Annotated in this window: 14 protein-coding genes; 5 read left to right on the top strand and 9 right to left on the bottom strand. The window is 73.3% G+C overall.

Annotated elements, in window-relative coordinates; translation table 11 throughout:
- Positions 1 to 11: 11 nt before the first annotated feature.
- On the bottom strand, positions 12 to 1,778 hold the full coding sequence (locus tag AB0K35_RS19765; protein WP_363886738.1) for a protein kinase: 1,767 nt from the start codon (positions 1,776 to 1,778) through the stop codon (positions 12 to 14).
- 144 nt (positions 1,779 to 1,922) lie between these two features.
- Here AB0K35_RS19765 and AB0K35_RS19770 point away from each other — a divergent pair, with 144 nt between their 5' ends.
- Both AB0K35_RS19770 and AB0K35_RS19775 read left to right on the top strand, forming a co-directional pair.
- A complete protein-coding gene (locus AB0K35_RS19770) occupies positions 1,923 to 2,123 on the top strand; it encodes a hypothetical protein (RefSeq protein WP_030337978.1) in 201 nt (66 codons plus the stop codon).
- Positions 2,123 to 2,917, top strand: a complete 795-nt coding sequence (locus AB0K35_RS19775; RefSeq protein ID WP_238667453.1) for a site-2 protease family protein — start codon at positions 2,123 to 2,125, stop codon at positions 2,915 to 2,917. The genes AB0K35_RS19770 and AB0K35_RS19775 overlap by 1 nt, the downstream gene beginning before the upstream one ends.
- A 70-nt stretch (positions 2,918 to 2,987) precedes the next feature.
- Here the strand turns inward: AB0K35_RS19775 and AB0K35_RS19780 are convergent, their stop codons facing one another.
- The 6 genes from AB0K35_RS19780 to nadA form a co-directional block, all read right to left on the bottom strand.
- Positions 2,988 to 3,986, bottom strand: coding sequence for an aldo/keto reductase family protein (locus tag AB0K35_RS19780; RefSeq protein ID WP_238667452.1), 999 nt, complete (start codon positions 3,984 to 3,986; stop codon positions 2,988 to 2,990).
- A gap of 44 nt (positions 3,987 to 4,030) precedes the next feature.
- Positions 4,031 to 8,815, bottom strand: a complete 4,785-nt coding sequence (locus AB0K35_RS19785) for a WG repeat-containing protein (RefSeq protein WP_363886741.1) — start codon at positions 8,813 to 8,815, stop codon at positions 4,031 to 4,033.
- A gap of 383 nt (positions 8,816 to 9,198) precedes the next feature.
- Entirely contained in the window at positions 9,199 to 9,759 is a 561-nt protein-coding gene (locus AB0K35_RS19790; RefSeq protein ID WP_238667450.1) for an XRE family transcriptional regulator, read from the bottom strand.
- A 168-nt stretch (positions 9,760 to 9,927) separates the two neighbouring features.
- A complete protein-coding gene (locus AB0K35_RS19795) occupies positions 9,928 to 10,521 on the bottom strand; it encodes a DUF3043 domain-containing protein (RefSeq protein WP_091407492.1) in 594 nt (197 codons plus the stop codon).
- Between the two features lie 113 nt (positions 10,522 to 10,634).
- Positions 10,635 to 11,990: a UDP-N-acetylglucosamine 1-carboxyvinyltransferase gene (murA, locus tag AB0K35_RS19800; RefSeq protein ID WP_110564159.1), complete on the bottom strand. Its 1,356-nt coding sequence runs from the start codon at positions 11,988 to 11,990 to the stop codon at positions 10,635 to 10,637.
- A gap of 213 nt (positions 11,991 to 12,203) precedes the next feature.
- Complete coding sequence (nadA, locus tag AB0K35_RS19805) at positions 12,204 to 13,403, bottom strand: quinolinate synthase NadA (protein ID WP_363886745.1); 1,200 nt, start codon at positions 13,401 to 13,403, stop codon at positions 12,204 to 12,206.
- 68 nt (positions 13,404 to 13,471) lie between these two features.
- On the opposite strand from nadA, the gene AB0K35_RS19810 reads away from it, so the two are divergent.
- The 3 genes from AB0K35_RS19810 to AB0K35_RS19820 all read left to right on the top strand — a co-directional run bounded on the left by AB0K35_RS19810 (position 13,472) and on the right by AB0K35_RS19820 (position 16,328).
- On the top strand, positions 13,472 to 14,611 hold the full coding sequence (locus AB0K35_RS19810; RefSeq protein WP_363886935.1) for a glycerate kinase: 1,140 nt from the start codon (positions 13,472 to 13,474) through the stop codon (positions 14,609 to 14,611).
- A gap of 181 nt (positions 14,612 to 14,792) precedes the next feature.
- Positions 14,793 to 15,161, top strand: coding sequence for an iron-sulfur cluster insertion protein ErpA (gene erpA, locus AB0K35_RS19815; RefSeq protein WP_030337969.1), 369 nt, complete (start codon positions 14,793 to 14,795; stop codon positions 15,159 to 15,161).
- 186 nt (positions 15,162 to 15,347) lie between these two features.
- Positions 15,348 to 16,328 carry a carbohydrate kinase family protein gene (locus AB0K35_RS19820; protein WP_238667447.1) on the top strand — a complete coding sequence of 327 codons (981 nt, stop codon included), beginning with the start codon at positions 15,348 to 15,350 and terminating at the stop codon, positions 16,326 to 16,328.
- 110 nt (positions 16,329 to 16,438) lie between these two features.
- On the opposite strand, the gene AB0K35_RS19825 is transcribed toward AB0K35_RS19820, so the two are convergent.
- Together AB0K35_RS19825 and AB0K35_RS19830 are read right to left on the bottom strand one after the other, a co-directional pair.
- The gene (locus tag AB0K35_RS19825) at positions 16,439 to 16,672 is read right to left on the bottom strand and encodes a sulfurtransferase TusA family protein (protein ID WP_363886747.1); all 234 of its coding nucleotides are present in this window, start codon (positions 16,670 to 16,672) and stop codon (positions 16,439 to 16,441) included.
- Positions 16,669 to 17,820, bottom strand: a complete 1,152-nt coding sequence (locus tag AB0K35_RS19830) for an aminotransferase class V-fold PLP-dependent enzyme (RefSeq protein WP_357362969.1) — start codon at positions 17,818 to 17,820, stop codon at positions 16,669 to 16,671. Before AB0K35_RS19830 ends, AB0K35_RS19825 begins: the two co-directional genes overlap by 4 nt.
- Between the last annotated feature and the right edge of the window lie 146 nt (positions 17,821 to 17,966).

Genomic DNA, 17,966 nt, shown 5'->3' on the forward strand with positions numbered 1-17,966 from the left:
CTTACCGGTGCTCAGTCGCAGTGTTCGAACCCGCTGCCGTAGCTGACCCCGCCGGTGGAGCCGCCCCACTTGACGCACGTCCCGGCGGCGACCGCCTTCACCGGTCCGGCGTAGTAGTCGAAGGACCCGCTGTCGGTGCTGCGTGTGCGCCCCTGCACCTCCAGGTACGCCGAGGCGGCCGACTTCGCGCCCACCGCGCTGTCCTTGAGGGTGACCACGCAGTTGGTGCCGGTGCCCGAGTGGTACAGCAGGAAGACCCGACCCTTGCGCTGCCCGTCCCCGCCGGTCAGCGTCGCCGAGTCGATCACCTGGTAGCCGCTGCCGCACGCCTGCGCGGCCGTGTACGGGTTGGGCCGGCTCGACGGCTTGCCGCTGGACGTCGGTCGGCTGCTGGCCGTACCGGTGGGTGCGTTTCCCGCTCCCGGGGTCTCGGCCGGTCCGCCGCTGGCGGGCGCGTCGGCGGGGGATCCGGTCGGGTCGGCCGGCGCGGTGCGGGTGGCGCCCGGCGTGCCGCTGGGTCGCGGCCCGGTGGTGGTCGCGTCGCCGGCCGGCAGCGGGGCGTCGGTCGCTACCGCTGACTCCCCGGCCAGTGCGGGTGGTGGGTCCGCCGCACCCGGGTTCGCCTCGGGTCGCAGCGCCACCACGGCCGCCGCGACGATCACCGCGACGAGGACGGCCGCGCCGGCCCCGAGCAACAGCGGCAGACGTCGGCCGCCCGGCCCGGCCGGGAGCGCGTCCTCCCGGGTGGGCTTCGGTTCGGTCGTCGGTTCGCCCGCGACGCGCGCCGGTGGCGGGGCGGCGGCGAGCCCCGCCGACACCGGCCCGGCGGGCGGGGCGGGAACCGGCCCGGCGGGGGCCGGGACCCCAGGCGTGGCGGGGGCCGAGGCACGCGGGGTGGGAGCGGCCAGCGCCCACGGTGGGCGGGCCGAGACCGGAATGCTGGCCAGTGTCGCGTCGCGGGCATCGGCGGCGGCAGCGGCCAGCTCAGCGGCGCTGCCGAACCGGTCCTCCGGACGCTTGGCCAGCGCGCGGGACACCACGGCGGCAACCGCCGGTGGGGTGTCCGCTGGCAGCGCCGCCGGGTCCTCCTGGGCGTGCCGCAGCGCCACCGCGAGGGGGTTGTCACCGTGGAAGGGCGGCTGCCCGGCAAGACAGAAGTACGCGACCGCGCCGAGCGCGTAGATGTCGGTGGCGGCCGAGACGGGCTGCCCGGTGGCCTGCTCGGGAGACATGTACGAGGCGGTGCCGAGCACCATGTTCGCGGCGGTGAGCCCGGCCATGTTGCGGGACCGGGCGATGCCGAAGTCGACCAGCACCACGGTGCCGTCGCCCTTGACCAGCAGGTTGCCCGGCTTTACGTCGCGGTGCACGATGCCGGCGAGATGGGCGGTGTGCAGCGCGTCGGCGGCCTGGGCCAGCACCGACATCGTGGTGGCCGGATCCAGCCGCCCCACCGTGCGCACCCGGGCGGACAACGGCTCGCCCTCGACGTACTCCATCACCAGGTAGTCGACCTGGCTGCCGTCGTCGAGCGCCGCCTGCCCCACGTCGTGCACCGGCACCACGCCGGGGTGCCGCAGCGCGGCCAGCATCCGCGCCTCGGCCCGGAACCGGGCGGTGAACTCCGGATCGGCGACCAGCGACGGCAACAGCACCTTCACGGCGACCTCGCGTTCCAGCAGCACGTCAGTGCCGCGCCAGACCGCGCCCATCCCGCCCGTCGCCACCCGCTCGCCCAGCCGGTACCGGTCGCCGAGCAGCACTCCCCGTGTCAGCACCGAGCCACCGTACCGGCCGGCGTCGATCGGATTGATCCACCCCGTGGGTCCCGCCGGGGCGAGCGAGCGGCCGTTGCGCGCCGGGCCGACTACGCTGGCGAGGGTTCGTCCCACGGGGACTTCAGCGGCGAGGGGAGACGCGGCATGGCGTGGAGCTGGCGGTACGAGGGCACGGACGGCCAGACGGTCGAGGGACCGGCGGAGTCGTTCGGCAGCCAGGCCGACGCCGAATCCTGGATCGGTCAGACCTGGCGGGAGCTCGCGGCGTCCGGCGTCACCTCGGTCGCGCTCGTGGAGGACGACCGGGTGGAGTACCGGATGAGCCTGCTGCCCACGGCCGAGTGATGGCCTACGACCGCCCGGGTGACGGGCTGGTCCTCGGCGTGCCCAAGGCGGCGTTCCGGCCCAGCCCGGTCTTCCTCGGCCTGGTCGCGCTCTTCGCGGTCAGCGGGGTGCTGACCTGGAACGGGTACGGCAGCGTCCGGTTCAACGTGTTCCTCTTCGTGGTGTCCGGCTGGCTGGTGTCGCTCTGCCTGCACGAGTACGCCCACGCGGTGGTGGCCTACCGGGCCGGCGACCGGGACATCGCCCATCGTGGCTACCTGACGCTCAACCCGTTGAAGTACACCCACCCGTTGCTGTCGATAGTGCTGCCGGTGGCGGTGGTGCTGCTCGGTGGCATCGGCCTGCCGGGTGGCGCGGTCTGGGTGGACCGGCACGCCATCCCGGGTCGACTGCGGCACACCCTGGTCAGCCTCGCCGGCCCGGCGACAAACGTGCTGTTCACGTTGGTGCTGGTGGCGGCGGTGCGGCTCGGCACCCAGTCGGGTGGCCCGGTGGAGTTCTGGGCCGGGGTGGCGTTGCTCGCCTTCCTCCAGCTCACCGCCAGTGTGCTGAACCTGCTGCCGGTGCCCGGCCTGGACGGCGGCAACATGATCCAGCCGTGGCTCAACCCGCAGTGGCGCAAGATGTACGACCTGTTCGCGCCGTACGGCTTCATCCTGCTCTTCGCGCTGCTGTGGAACCCGCGCATCGGCGGCTGGTTCTTCGACGCGGTCTTCGCGGTCGGTGACCTGCTCGGTCTGCCGTCGTGGCTCTACGCCACCGGCCTGGAGCTGATCCGCTTCTGGCGGGGCTGATCGGGCGGGGCTGATTGCTGACCCGGCCCGGTCGGCGCGAGGGTTTCGCGCCGGCCGGGCCGGAACGGCGTCAGGGACGCTGCGCGGGGGACTCGGTCTTCGCCGGGTCCCGCTCGACGATCGGGCCGACGATGTCGTCGATCGCCTTGAGCAGGTCGGCGTCGAGCTTCACCCCGGCCGCCTTCACGTTGTCGTGCACCTGCTCGGGGCGGGACGCGCCGATGATCGCCGACGAGACGTTCGGGTTCTGCAGCACCCACGCCACGGCGAGCTGGGCCATGCTGAGCCCGGCCTGCTCGGCGAGGGGCTTGAGCTGCTGAACCCGGGTCAGCACGTCGTCGTTCATGAACCGGGAGATGAAGCCCGCACCCGACTTCTCGTCGGTGGCGCGGGAACCGGCCGGTGGCGGCTGGCCCGGCAGGTACTTGCCGGAGAGCACGCCCTGCGCCATCGGTGACCAGACGATCTGCCCGATGCCCAGCTCCTCGCTGGCCGGCACGACCTCGGTCTCGATGACCCGCCAGAGCAGCGAGTACTGCGGCTGGTTGGAGACCAGCGGGATGTGCAGCTCCCGGGCGAGCGGGTGGGCGGCGCGCAGCTGGGCGGCGGTCCACTCGGAGACGCCGATGTAGTGCGCCTTGCCGGAGTGGACGACGTCGGCGAACGCCTCCATCGTCTCTTCCAGCGGGGTGCTGCTGTCGTAGCGGTGGGCCTGGTAGAGGTCCACGTAGTCGGTGCGCAGTCGGCGCAGCGAGCCGTTGATCGACTCCATGATGTGCTTGCGGGACAGGCCACGGTCGTTGCGGCCGGGCCCGGTCGGCCAGTAGACCTTGGTGAAGATCTCCAGGCCCTCACGGCGCTCGTTCTGCAACGCCCGGCCGAGCACGTCCTCGGCCCGGGTGCCGGCGTACACGTCGGCGGTGTCGAAGGTCGTGATCCCCGCGTCGAGAGCGGCGCGGACGCAGGCGAACGCCGCGTCCTCCTCGACCTGCGAACCGTGGGTGATCCAGTTGCCGTACGAGATCTCGCTGACCATCAGGCCGGAACGGCCCAGGTGTCGGAATTCCATGCACCGACAGTAGCTCCAGTGGATCACCAGTGGCGACCGGTGCCTCAGAGCACCGGGTTGGCGTCGGTGAGTAGCCGGTCGATCTCCTCCATCACCTCGGCGCGATCGCGGTGCACCGGGTCGATGAGCGGCACGCCGCGCCGGTCCAGCGCGCCCCACCGCCCGCTGTCGCTCTCGACCAGGAACGCCACCGGGTGGATGACCAGCATCGGGTGCGCCGGCGGGACCAGCACCGTGCCGGTGCGGTCCACCACGCCCCGCCGACCCGCCACGTCGACCACGGCGAGCCCCTCGTCGGTGAATCCGTCGATCTGCTGGCCGTCGGCCAACTCGGTGACGAAGCCGTGGTAGCGGGTGGGCACGATGACCCGACCGGTCCGGTCGACAGCCCCCCACCCCTCGCGCCGCACCGCTGCCAGCCCACGACGGAACGGTCGTACCTCGGCGAAGTTGGGCGCGACCTGCACCGCCCCGGTCGCGTCGATCGCCGTCCAACCACCGTCGCCGACCACCCAGGCCAGGCCGTCGCTGAACGGCTGCGCGGCCCGGAAGGACGGCGGGATCACCGTCGTACCGAGCAGGTTGATCAGCGACCAGCGGTCGGTGTCCGGCCGGCGGACCCAGGCCAACCCGTCGTGGAAGGGCTGCGCCTCGGCGTACCGGGCGGGGACGACAACGTCGCCGTCCTGGCTGGTGTAACCCCACAGCGGCCCGTCCTGGTCCGGCAACGGGGGTCGGTCCCGGTCGAGCACCTCGTCCCGACCCCGGGGGTACGCCCCGAAGCCATCCGCCTCGGCCCGGACGGTGACCGCGTCGAGGGCGATCCGGACCCGGTCCAGCAGTTCGGCGTCGCCCGCGCCGCGCAGGTCGAGTGCCTTCTCGAAATGCTCGCAGGCCTCCATGAGCCGCCCCTGGTCGTAACACGACCGCCCGGCGTGCTCGTGCAGCGCGGCCCGTAGCCGGTCGGGCAACTCGACCGAGTTGGCCTGGGCGAAGAGCTGATCGGCCTCGGCGAAGTCGCCGCGCCAGCGCAGCACGTGGGCCAGCCGGGCCTGGGCCAGCGCGGTCCGGCGCAGCTCGCCGGTGGCTTCGGCGTAGGTGAGGGCGAGCCGACCGTCGGCCAGCGCGTCGTCCAGGTCGCCGAGAATCCGCGAGGCCACCGCCCGCAGGCTGAGCAGCCGGGCCCGGGCACGGTTGTCGACCGCCGAGCCCAACTTCTCGGTCAGCCGCCGCCGGATGGCCCGCAGGTCGTCCGGCTCCGTCAACTCCTCGCGCAGGGTGACCGGGTCCAACCGCCACCGGTACGCGGCCAGCACCTGCTCCGGGTCGCCCGGGTCGGCCAGCGACGGGCGGGTCACCACCGGCGGCGCTGCGTCGGATGGCGCCTCGTCGGATGGCGCCTCGTCGGATGGCGCGGACACCTGCTCGTTCTCCCCGTCCGAGCCGCTCCTCGGGCCGGGTACGGCCGAGGCGGGTGGCCCGGACGTCGGCACCACCGACGCCGGCGGCCCGGATACGGGCACCGCGGCCGGCGGTGGTGTCGAGGCCGGTGGCGCCGTCATGGGCGTGGCGGCTGGCGGCGCGGAGACGGGCGCTGCTGCGGCCGCTGGCGGTGCGGAGACCGGTGCTGCGGAGTACGGCTGTGCCGGCGCGGGTGGCGCGGAGACGGGCGCTACGGAGTACGGCTGCGCTGCGGCGGGTGGCGCGGACACTGGTGCTGCGGTCGGCGCCGGTGGCGCGGAGACGGGCGCTGCGGGCGGGGCCGATACCGGCGATGCCGGAGGAGCGGAGACGGGCGTGACCGAGGCGGGCGGTGCGGAGACCGACGGTGCGGAGACCGGTGGTGCCGAGATGGGCGGGCTCGTGTCGTCCACGGCCGTGACATGCAGCGTCGCGTCGTCCCGCCACTCGTCGATTCGCGAGCCATCCGCCGGGCTCGCGCTCGGATCGTCGATCGCTTCCGTCGGCTCCTCGGGTGGTGCGAGTTCGTCCGTCGGGTCGTGCTCGACCGGATCGGTGTCCTCGCTGGGCGAAGCGGTGAAGGACTCCCGGTCGACCTCGGCTTCGGTCCGCTGGTGGGGCATCGCGACGACAGGTACGCCGGGAACGGGCTGGTCGCCGTCCACCGTTCCCGTGTCGAAACCGGGCCGCGGCTCGTCGTCAGGGTCGTCCGCCCCCAGTCGACGGTCGCCGGAGACCGGGTGGGCGGGCGGCGCGGAGACCGGGTCGAATGCGTCGTCTGATGTCGACCCGCCGGCGTGCTCGTCGGCCACGTCGAGGTGGGTGTCGGCTGCCGGCGTCGACGTCTGCGCGACCGGTGTCGCGGAGAGGTCGGGGTCACCGGCCGTCGACTCGTCGTCGACCGGGTCGAACGACCGCCGGTCCGTGGCCGGCTCGGCCTGGTCGGATTCGGCGGGCTGAGCGGGGCTGAACCACGCTTCCGGCCCGCGGGTACCCGGGACGCCGTCCGGCTCGCGAACGGGGGCCACCGGCTCTTCGGAGGGCGGCGGGGGCACGTAGCGGCGCGGCGTACCGGGGGCCGGCGGAAGCACCGGCGCGACCTCCGCCGCCGGTGGCTGCGGGTCGGCCGGAGCCGGGGCTGCCGGGGTCGGGTCGGATCGGGTCGTCGGTGGCTGCGGTGCCTGCCAGGTGGGTGGCGGGGCCGCCGACGGGCGGGCGTCCGCCGTGGGTGCCAGTCGCTCCGGCGAGTACGGGCGCTGCTGCGCGGCCGGTCGATCCGGCACGACTCGGCGATCGGCGGGGTGCGGCCGCTCGGCCGCGGGCGGGCGGTCCGGGGAGGACGGGCGGCGGTCGGTCGGTGGGGTGCCGGCCAACGGGTCGCCGATCCGACGGCGGTCCGGGCCCGGCTCCTCGCCGCGCCGCTGGTCCGCTGGACGGTCACTGGTGTCCGGGCCTGGATAACGCGGCGGCGGGGCGGGATGCGCCCCGGATGCCGGTGGCGGTTCGGCCAGCGGCCGGCGTCCCGATGCTGGCGGGGCGTCCGGGCGCTCGTCGGCGCCGGGTGGGTCCACCGGCGCGGGCAGGTATTCCAACCGCAGACGCGCGGCGGGTGGCCCCGAGACGGGCCGATCGGAGGCGGGAGAGACCGGGACTGCCGACACCGGTCGGTCCCAGCCGCGCGCGGCGGGGGAGTCGGGTGCTGGGGACACCGGTCGTTCCGGGGTGGCCGGGGCGGCTGACACCGGTCGGTCCCAGGCGGGGGAGACGGGTGCTGGGGACACCGGTCGTTCCGGGGTGGCCGGGGCGGCTGACACCGGTCGGTCCCAGGCGGGGGAGTCGGGTGCTGGGGACACCGGTCGTTCCGGGGAGACCGGCATGGCGCGGCCGGAGGCGGGCGGCGCCGTCGCGGCCGGGCGTACCTGTCGCTCGTCCTGCCGTGCCGGAGTGGCCGCCGGGCGCTCCTCGGGCCGGGACGGCGTGGCCGCCGGCCGGTCGGGTCGGGCGGCCGGCCGCGACGGCATGCCCGGGTCGGGGCTGCGGTGTGGGTCGGCGCTGCGGTACGGCTCCGCGGTGCGGTGCGGCTCGGGGCTGCGGTGTGGGTCCGCGGTGCGGTGCGGGTCGGTGCGGTGGCCGGGCTCCCGGGTGCGGTCCGAGGTGCGGTCCTGGCGCACCGGACCCGGCGCCGGCCAGGGCAGACTGCCGTCCGACCGCTGGCCCGGCTGTGGCCGGGGCTCGCGGTACGCGTCCTCACGAGACGCGTCCTCGCGGTACCCGTTGTCGCGGTACCCGTCCGGGCGGGCCTGCTCGCGGGGTCGCCGGTCCGGGTACGCCTCGGCGCGGGCCGCCGCCTCACGGGGCTGCTGCCGGTGCGGGTCGGTGTCGGGCCGCCGCCGGTCGTCGTCGAGGCGCGGCTGGTCGGGCAGGTCCGGCTCGGGGCGACGCCGTCGTCCACCGTTCGGTGAGGGCGCCGCGCCGATTCCGTCGTCCGGGCGGTAGCGCGGCTCTGGGCGGCGCAGGTCGTCGGCGGCCCGGTCCGGGTACCCGTCGGCGCGGTATCGCGTGCGGCCGTCCACGGGTGCCCACGGGTCGGCCGGCTCGGCGGTCCGCCCGTCGTGGTCGCGGGTTGGTCGGACGCCGTACCCGTCGCCCGGGTGCCGCTCGTAACCGGCGGCTGTTCGCTCCGGTGTACCGCGCCGACGTGGTGTGTCGTCCGGCTCGGGCACCCAGCCGGGTTCGGGCCGGGGCGCGGGGGAGACTGGCGGAGAGCCCCGGTAACCCCGATCCCGCTCGGTGGGCTCCTGCCGGGGGCGGCGGCTGTCGTACCGCTCGGTGGTGGGCTGGTCCCGGTGCCAGGCGGCTTCCCGCGCGGGCCCTCGCTCGTCGGCGGGGCGTCGGTCGGACCAGGCGGTACGTCGGTCCGACTCGGGCGAGCGGCGTTCGTCGCGGCGGGGTGGCTCGGGCAGCGGACGACGGTACGGCTCATGGTCGTAGTGGCGGGAGTCAGCGCTGTCGGGCCGGCCGTAGGCGGACGTGTCCGCTGAGCGCTCGTCGCTGCCGAGTCGGCCGTAGGCCGATGCCCCGCCTGGCTCGTCGTCCACCCAGGAACGGCCGTGCGGTGTCTGTTCCGCCGGTGGTTCGTCGGACCAGGACCGGCCGAGGTAGGTGCCGTCCGGGCGGGTGGGCGCCAGCGGCGGCACCTCGGCGCGACCGGACACCGTCGCGCGGCCGCGCGGTGGCGGCTGGTGCGGCATGCCGATGTCGCCGGCGTAACGCTGGCCGGGGAACTGGGGGTGCCACTCGGCGGTCGGCTCGCCCACCCAGGACGGTTCGTTCGGGTCTGACCACCGGTCGGTGTAGCGGCCGTTCATCCGCCGAGCCCGTCGCCACACCCGGCCGCTGGGCCGATTCTCGCCGGGGGTGAGGTGTCCGCAGCCGCCGTCGGGTGACCGCTGGGCGTCCGGTCGCCGCCTGCCACGCCCCGGTGGCCGGCTCGCGTCCGCTCGCTCACGCGTTGTCACCTCGTTGCAAATTGTCGCGCTGGGGCCGCACGTGCCGGTCAGATCGCCGCTCCGGCAGGCCGTAGCTGCGGATGGAGGGTAACGGCGTGGGCTCGCTCACCGCCACTGTGGTGCCGCCCACCGGCGCAAACGTTATCCCATTGGTTTCGGACATTTGGTCCTATAAGCGAATCTGGCCTCCGACCCTATCGCACTCGAAGACCGCCAGGCTGCGGCGGGATCGCCGTCCTCGTTCAGGGGTGCTCCATGATGAGGACGGCGAACGTACCGGGAGCGAGCGCCTCGTAACGGTGCGGGGCGTCGCCGGGGAACGTGGCGTAGTCGCCCGGTTCGAGTTCGACAGGTGCCCCCTCGGGCCCCACCCGCAGCCGGCCGGCAGCGACCACCACGTGCTCGATACTGCGCGGGGTGTGTCCGTGCCCGGCTCGGACCGCGCCGGGCTCAAGCGTGATCAGGTAGACGTCCCGGCGCAGGTGCGCCGCACCCGCGCTGAGCAGTGTTCCGCTGAAGTCGGCCTGCTCCGAGCGGACGTGCGGCCCGTCCCCGGCCCGGATGACCCGTACGCCGTCGTCGACGGGCTCCACCAGCCGGCTGAACGGCACACCGAGTGCGACGCCCAGCGCCCAGAGCGTCTCCACACTCGGGTTTCCGGTGCCCGACTCCAGTTGGGAGAGGGTGGACTTGGCCACCCCTGCTCGGCGGGCCAGCTCGGTCAGCGAGATACCGACCCGTTCCCGCTCCCGGCGCAGGGCGGCGGCGATGGTGGCCAGAGGGGCAGTCGGTTCCGAAGGCATGCCTTCGCTCCATTGGTCACACGTTCGGTCTGTCGAACAACGACCCGTTCAGCATGATGAACGCACGACAAGATCCGCGCAGTTACGGCAAAACTGCTGCCCCGCAGATGTCTGAGGCAGCAGTTTCGCCGTTGTTGCGCGGATCTTGGAGGGCGTGGGAGGCCGGGGTCAGACCTTGTCGCCCAGCTTGACCTGGGGCGCCGGAGCGCGCATCCGCCGGAAGGTGATCGACCGCATGACCGCGTAGAGGAAGAGCGAGCCCATCCGCTGGTCGGTCTTCGGGAAGCGCTCCCGGACCAGCTTGCTGATCTTGCGGCAGATCAGCACCGAGTCGACGACCACACCCAGCGCCAGCGCGCCCCAGAGCACGTTGGAGATCAGTCGGACCAACGGCGGCATTGCCGCGTTCGACCCGACCAGCACGATCAGCGCGCCGCCGAAGAACCAGGTGCCGACGGTACGCCGGGAGTCGACCACGTTGCGGGCCAGCAGCCGCTCCGGGCCACGGTCGCGGGGGCCACCCTCACGGCGGAACTCCGACGCCGCCTCGGCGCGCAGTTGACGGCGACGCTCCCGCTCCTCCTCCTTGGTGAGGGGACGGGTGGGGCCGGCCGGGCGACGGCCGACGGTCGGCCGCTTGGGCGTCTCCCGACCCTTGGCCGGGGTGTAACCCCGGGAACGCTCAGCGGTCTCCTCGGGGGTCACCGAGGTGACGGCCTCGTCGACGAGGTCGGTGGACTTGCGGCGAAAGAGCGACGGCACGCGGCAAGGGTAGCCAACGGTCCGCGCCCACTGCACATCGCGGTACAGCGACCGACGGCTCCAGGTCGCAGGGCGACCTGGAGCCGTCGTAGCCGAACGATGGGTGAGCGAGGTTACGGACGCTCGGCGTGCGCGCCCAGGTCGGCGAGCTTCGCCTCGAAGTCCTCGTAGCCCCGGTTGATCAGGTCCACGCCGTACACCCGGGAGGTGCCCTCGGCCGCGAGCGCCGCGATCAGGTGGCTGAACCCGGCCCGCAGGTCCGGGATGACCAGGTCGGCGGCGTGCAGCTTGCTCGGCCCGGCGATCACCGCGGAGTGCTTGAAGTTGCGCCGGCCGAAGCGGCACGGGGTGCCGCCGAGGCAGTCCCGGTAGACCTGGATGTTGGCACCCATCGAGTTGAGGGCCTCGGTGTAGCCCAGCCGCTGCTCGTAGACCGTCTCGTGGACGATCGACAGGCCGCGGGCCTGGGTCAGCGCCACGACCAGCGGCTGCTGCCAGTCGGTCATGAAGCCGGGGTGCACGTCGGTCTCCAACGCCACAGCGTTCAGCTCGCCACCCGGGTGCCAGAAGCGGATGCCGCCCTCCTGACCGGGGTCGCCCAGCTTCGGCGCGCGGGCGTCGGTGACCTCGTACTCGCCGCCGACCGAGCGGAAGATGTTCAGGAAGGTCATCATGTCGGCCTGCTGCGCGCCCAGCACCTCGACGTGACCACGGGTGGCCAGGGCGGCGGCCGCCCAGCTCGCCGCCTCGATCCGGTCCGGGATCGGCCGGTGGGTGTAGCCGTGCAGCTTGGGCACGCCCTGAATCTCGATCACCCGGTCGGTGTGGACCTTGATGATCGCGCCCATCTTCTGCAGGATGCAGATCAGGTCGATGATCTCCGGCTCCACTGCTGCGTTGCGCAGCTCGGTGACGCCCTCGGCCATCACTGCGGTCAGCAGCACCTGCTCGGTGGCGCCGACGCTCGGGTACGGCAGGGCGAACTTCGTGCCGTGCAGCCCGTTCGGCGCGGACAGGTGCAACCCCTCGGGCCGCTTCTCGACTGTGGCGCCGAACTCGCGCAGCGCCTGGAGGTGGAAGTCGATCGGGCGCGGGCCGATGTGGCAGCCGCCCAGATCCGGGATGAACGCGTGCCCGAGGCGGTGCAGCAGTGGGCCGCAGAACAGGATCGGGATCCGGCTGGAACCGGCGTGCACGTTGATCTGGTCGGTGCTGGCGCTCTCCACGTTCGCCGGGTCGAAGACGAGCTCGCCGTCCTCGGTGCCGTCGGTGACCTTGACGCCGTGCAGGCCGAGCAGACCTCGCACCACCTCGACATCACGGATCTTGGGCACGTCGAACAGTCGGCTCGGGCTGTCGCCGAGCAACGCGGCGACCATCGCCTTCGAAACCAGGTTCTTCGCGCCGCGCACGCGGATCCGCCCTTCGAGCGGAGTACCTCCGTGCACAACCAGGACGTCGTCGGTCAACGCAACCTCCAGCGCGTCGGGTGCTGCCGTGTTGATGGTGGGGCGCCTGAACGTTGTCGCTACCCCGGATGCGGCCATGTCGAAACGGCCCGCGTGTGTCGTCGCTTGGGCAGCATAGCCCTCGGTGACGAAAAAGGACTCGGTCACATCGGCGTGTGTGGCATTAATCGGTGATCCGGCACTTTTGCGTACCAAGAGCGCTACGGATCGTGATCAGGACACCGTCGGCGGCGGAGTGTCCGCGCCGGGCAACGCGAGCATCTGATCGAGCGCCACCCGGGCGTGGTACGCGGTGTCGGCGTCCACCGTGATCTGGTTGACCACCCGGCCCGCGACCAGCTCCTCCAGGGCCCAGACCAGGTGCGGCAGATCGATCCGGTTCATCGTCGAGCAGTAGCAGACGGCCTTGTCCAGGAACATGATCTGCTTGTCCGGGTGCGCCAGCGCGAGCCGGCGGACCAGGTTCAGCTCGGTGCCGAGCGCCCACGCCGAGCCGGCCGGAGCCGCCTCGATGGTCTTGATGATGTATTCGGTGGACCCGACGTGGTCGGAAGCCGTGACCACCTCGTGCCGGCACTCCGGGTGGACCAGGACGTTGACCCCGGGCACCCGCTCCCGCACGTCGTTGACGCTCTCCAGGGTGAACCGGCCGTGCACCGAGCAGTGCCCCCGCCACAGGATCATCTTGGCGTCGCGCAGCTGCTCCGGGGTGAGCCCGCCACCGGGCTTGTGCGGGTCGTAGAGCACACAGTCGTCCAGCGACAGGCCCATCTCCAGAACCGCTGTGTTGCGGCCCAGGTGCTGATCCGGCAGGAAGAGCACCTTCGACCCCTGCTCGAAGGCCCAGTCCAGGGCGCGCTTGGCGTTTGACGAGGTGCAGACCACGCCGCCGTTGCGGCCCACGAAACCCTTGATGTCGGCCGAGGAGTTCATGTACGTCACCGGCACGGTGTCGCCGGCGATGCCCAGCTCGGTCAGCGTGTCCCACGCGGCCTCGACCTGGCCCAGCACCGCCATGTCCGCCATCGAGCAACCCGCCGCGAGGTCCGGCAGGATCACCCGCTGGGTGGCGGTGGTGAGGATGTCGGCGCTCTCGGCCATGAAGTGCACGCCGCAGAAGACGATGTACTCCGCGTCCGGGCGGGCCGCGGCCTCCCGGGCCAGCTTGAACGAGTCGCCGGTCACGTCGGCGAACTGGATCACCTCGTCGCGCTGGTAGTGGTGCCCCAGCACGAAGACCTTGCTGCCCAGCTTCGCCTTCGCGGCGGTGGCGCGGGCCACCAGATCCGGATCGCTGGGCGCCGGCAGGTCGCCCGGACACTCGACGCCGCGCTCGGTGTCGGGGTCGCTGCCCCGGCCGAGCAGCAGCAGAGCCGTCGCCGTGTTGGAGGGTTCCACCCAGGTCGAAGTCACGTAGCCCATGGTCCCACAGCGCGAGCGCGGCGCAGCCTCGCTCGGTGTGGGCTGCCACACTGCTCGGCATGCGCGTGCTGCTCTGCCCGGACAAGTTCGCCGGCACCCTGTCCGCACCGGAGGTGGCCGCCGCCGTCGCCGTCGGTTGGCGGACCGTCACCGACGGAGACGATCTGCTGATCCGGCCCCTCGCCGACGGCGGACCGGGCTTCGTGGAGGTGCTCGCCGAGGCCCTCGGCGGCCGGCGGGTGCCGGTGTCGACAGTCGATCCGCTGGGCCGCCCGGCGGCTGGTGAGATGCTGCTCACCGCCGACGGCTCGACCGCCTACCTGGAGAGCGCGCAGGCGTGCGGCCTGCACCTGCTCTCCGCGGCCGAGCGCGACCCGAAGACCACCACCTCGTACGGGCTGGGTCTGTTGGTGGCCGCCGCCGTGGAGAGCGGTGCCCGCACGGTAGTGATCGGGCTGGGCGGCTCCGGCACCAACGACGCCGGCGCCGGAATGCTGGCCGCGCTGGGCGTGACCCCGCTCGACCAGGGCGGCGCCGCGCTGCCGTACGGCGGGGCGGCGCTCGCCGCGGTCGACGCGCTGGACGGCGCGCCACGGCTGCGCGGCGTCCGGCTGGTCGCGGCCACCGACGTGGACAACCCCCTGCTCGGCCTGCACGGCGCCAGCAACGTGTTCGGCCCGCAGAAGGGCGCTGACCGCGCCGACGTGTTGCTGCTCGACGCGGCCCTGGAGCGTTTCGCGGCGGTGCTGGAACGGGACCTGGCCGGCTGCCCGGCGGGGCTCGGCGCGCTGCCCGGGGGCGGGGCCGCCGGCGGCATCGGCGCCGCGCTTCTCGCCCTGGGCGGCGACTGTGAGTCGGGGATCGGCCTGGTCACCCGGGCCACCCGACTCGACACCGCGCTGGACACCGCCGACCTGGTGATCACCGGCGAGGGGTCGTTCGACCACCAGTCACTGCGCGGCAAGGTCGTCGCCGGGGTGGCCGGCGCCGCCCGCGACCGGGGAGTGCCCTGCGTGGTGGTGGCCGGGCAGGTGAGCACCGGCCGGCGGGAGGCCGCCTCGGCCGGGGTGACCGACGCGTACAGCCTGGTGGAGCACTTCGGCGGCGAGGAGGGCGGCGGGCTCGACGCGGCGCTGAGCCGGCCCGCGGAGGGGTTGCGCGAGCTGGGCGCCCGGCTGGCCCGGCAGTGGAGCCGCTGAGCGCCCCGAGCCCCCGTGCGCCCGCGTCGACTGAGGGTCGACCTGCGGCGGGGGTCACGCCACGCGGGTGAGCTCGGCCAAGGCGGCGTACCATCGGTTGAGGACCACAACCGGGAATCACTGGACGGCGCGCGACGTTGGCCAGTACGTCCGGACCCAAACCGCGCAGGGAGACTTCCACGTGACCACGCCAGCGCAGACCGAGTCGACCGAGGCCCAGGCCCCTACTTCCGTCGTCCTCACCGACGTCGCGGCGCAGAAGGTCAAGGCCCTGATCGAGCAGGAGGGCCGCGACGACCTGCGGCTCCGCGTCGCCGTGCAGCCGGGCGGCTGCTCCGGCCTGCGGTACCAGCTCTTCTTCGACGAGCGTTCGCTCGACGGTGACGTCGTGACCGACTTCGGTGGTGTCGAGGTCGTCGTCGACCGGATGAGCGCCCCGTACCTTTCCGGCGCGACGATCGACTTCGCCGACCGGATCGACGCCCAGGGCTTCACCATCGACAACCCCAACGCGGGCAGCTCCTGCGCCTGCGGTGACTCGTTCAACTGAGTCACACCACACACCAGCGACGATGGGGCCGTTCTTCGGGACGGCCCCATCGCCGTACCGGTCGGCTGTCGCACCGGTCCGGGAGGGGCCGTGGCGGGTCGGTTGCCGTTGTCCGACCGAGCGGTGACCATCGCGTTGCCGTCCCGGTAGGCTGACCGCGCCCTGCTCCCGACCCCGAGGGTTGACATGAAGATCGCCGTCACCGGCTCGATCGCCACCGATCACCTGATGAGCTTCCCCGGCCGCTTCGCCGACCAGCTCATCGCCGATCAACTGCACAAGGTGTCCCTCTCCTTCCTGGTGGACGACTTGGTGCTCCGCCGCGGTGGCGTGGCGGCGAACATCTCCTTCGGGATGGGCCAGCTCGGGCTGCGCCCGGTGCTGCTCGGCGCGGTCGGCGCCGACTTCGCCGACTACCGCTCCTGGCTGGAGCGCCACGGTGTGGACTGCGACTCGGTGCACATCAGCGAGGTGGCGCACACCGCCCGCTTCGTCTGCACCACCGACACCGACATGTGCCAGATCGCGTCGTTCTACGCCGGTGCGATGAGCGAGGCCCGCAACATCGAGCTGGCCCCGGTCGCCGACCGGCTCGGCGGTCTGGACCTGGTGCTGGTCGGCGCGAACGACCCCGAGGCGATGCTGCGGCACTCGGCCGAGTGCCGCACCCGCGGGTACGCCTTCGCCGCCGACCCGTCCCAGCAGCTCGCCCGGATGCCCGGCGAGGACGTGGTGGCGCTGATCGAGGGCGCCGAGTACCTGATGACGAACGACTACGAGAAGTCGCTGCTGCAGAGCAAGGCGCAGCTCAGCGACGACCAACTGCTGGACCTGGTCAAGGTGCGGGTCACCACGCTGGGCAAGCACGGTGTGGAGATCGCCGGGCGTGGCATCGACCCGATCCACGTGCCGATCGCGCGGGAGATCCGCGCGGTCGACCCGACCGGCGTCGGCGACGGCTTCCGGGCCGGCTTCTTCACCGCGCTCTCCTGGGGTCTCGGCCTGGAACGCGCCGCCCAGGTCGGCTCGCTGCTGGCCACGCTGGTCCTGGAGACCGTCGGCACCCAGGAGTACGACGTCCGCCGCGACCTGTTCGTCAAGCGGCTCGCCGAGTCCTACGGCGACTCCGCGGCAGAAGAGGTCCGCCCCCACCTCCTCCCGGCGTAACCCCCGCCCCCACCCCGGCGATCTTGCACTTTCTGTCGCCGTATCGCGGCTTCTGCACCCCTTTATCCACGCAGAAACTGCAAGATCGCGGGGAGCGGGGCAGGGTGGGGTTAGTGGGTGCGGCGTACGTCGTAGGCGGGGCCGTCCGGGCCGTTGACGGAGCCGAGGAACTCCTGGCCGCGCATCCGGCACCAGGCGGGGATGTCGACCGCTGCCGCCGGGTCGTCGGCCAGCACCCGGACCACAGTGCCGACCGGCACCTCGGGCATCCGTCGCGCCGCCGCGATCACCGGTAGCGGGCAGCGTTGCCCCCGGCAGTCGATCACCTCGTCCGGCGCTGTCACAGCCCCACCACCCCGGCCTCGGCGCGCAGCCCGGCGACGATTCCCGGCAATTCGGTCAGGAACCGCTCCACGTCCGCCTCGGTCGTCTCCCGGTGCAGGCTGACCCGCACGTTGCCGTGCGAGAGCACCCCCATCGCCTCCAGCACGTGCGACGGACGCAACGTGGACGACGTGCAGGACGAGCCGGACGACACGGCGAAGCCCCGCCGGTCCAGGGCGTGCAGCAACGCCTCCCCGTCGACGTACAGGCAGGAGAAGGTGACCAGGTGGGGGAGCCGGAGTACCGGGTCGCCGACCACCTCGACGTCGGGCACCTCCGCCGCGACCCGCTCCCGGACCCGGTCCACCAGGGCGGTCAACCGGGTCGCCTCGGCCGCCGCGTCGGCCGCCGCCGCCCGCAGGCTCGCCGCCGCCGCCACGACCGCGGGCAGGTTCACCACCCCGGGGGTACGTCCGCCCTCCCGCTCGTCGGCCGGCCAGGGTGACTCCCAGCGAACGCCCTTCCGGACCGCCAGCACCCCCACGCCGGGTGGCCCACCCCACTTGTGGGCGCTCGCCGTGAGCACCGACCAGCCGGCCGGCAGTGGCACGCGGCCCACCGACTGCGCCGCGTCCACGTACAGCGGCACACCCACGTCGGCGCAGGCCGCCGCCGCCTCGGCGACCGGCTGCACCGTCCCCACCTCGTGACTGGCGGTGATCAGCGCGGCCAGCGCGACCCCCGGGGCCCGAACGGCTGTCGACCACGCCGTCAGGTCCAGCCGGCCCAACCGGTCGACCGGCACCACTGTGGCGGTCCCGCCCGCGCCGACGTGCCGCTCCGCCGCGTGCAGCACCGCCGAGTGCTCGATCGCCGAGTGCACCAGCGTCGACCCGACCCGGCGTCGCCCCGTCAGGCCGCCGAGCACCGCCCCGTGGGCCGCTGTCGTACCACTGGGGGTGAAAGAGACCTCGTCGGCGCGGACGCCGAGCGTCAGGGCGGTGGCCTCGCGGGCGGCGTCGAGCAGTTGCCGGGCCCGGCGGGCCTGCGTGTACAGCTTGCCCGGGTCGGCCCAGCCGTCGTCGAGCGCGGCCAGCAGAGCCTGCCGCGCGACCGGATGCATCGGCGCGGCGGTCGCCGCGTCCAGGTAGACCGGGGATGCGCTCACAGACCCGCCTTCGTTCGTGGCTGCGGGGCTCGCAACCCCGGCTCACTCCTCGCCTTCACAGACCAAGACGCTATCGCGGCGGTATGCCCAGGATCCCCCCGATGGGGGTCGGACAGTGACCCCACCACGGCCGAGTCCGTCATGGT

Source organism: Micromonospora sp. NPDC053740 (assembly GCF_040677775.1).
GTDB lineage: Bacteria > Actinomycetota > Actinomycetes > Mycobacteriales > Micromonosporaceae > Micromonospora > Micromonospora alfalfae.

Excerpts from the sequence above, each read along its gene's own strand:
- AB0K35_RS19790 (WP_238667450.1), bottom strand. The coding sequence starts at position 9,759 with ATGCCTTCGGAACCGACTGCCCCTCTGGCCACCATCGCCGCCGCCCTG.
- AB0K35_RS19770 (WP_030337978.1), top strand. The coding sequence starts at position 1,923 with ATGGCGTGGAGCTGGCGGTACGAGGGCACGGACGGCCAGACGGTCGAG.
- AB0K35_RS19820 (WP_238667447.1), top strand. The coding sequence starts at position 15,348 with ATGAAGATCGCCGTCACCGGCTCGATCGCCACCGATCACCTGATGAGC.
- AB0K35_RS19775 (WP_238667453.1), top strand. The coding sequence starts at position 2,123 with ATGGCCTACGACCGCCCGGGTGACGGGCTGGTCCTCGGCGTGCCCAAG.
- AB0K35_RS19810 (WP_363886935.1), top strand. The coding sequence starts at position 13,472 with ATGCGCGTGCTGCTCTGCCCGGACAAGTTCGCCGGCACCCTGTCCGCA.
- AB0K35_RS19780 (WP_238667452.1), bottom strand. The coding sequence starts at position 3,986 with ATGGAATTCCGACACCTGGGCCGTTCCGGCCTGATGGTCAGCGAGATC.
- AB0K35_RS19785 (WP_363886741.1), bottom strand. The coding sequence starts at position 8,815 with ATGAACGGCCGCTACACCGACCGGTGGTCAGACCCGAACGAACCGTCC.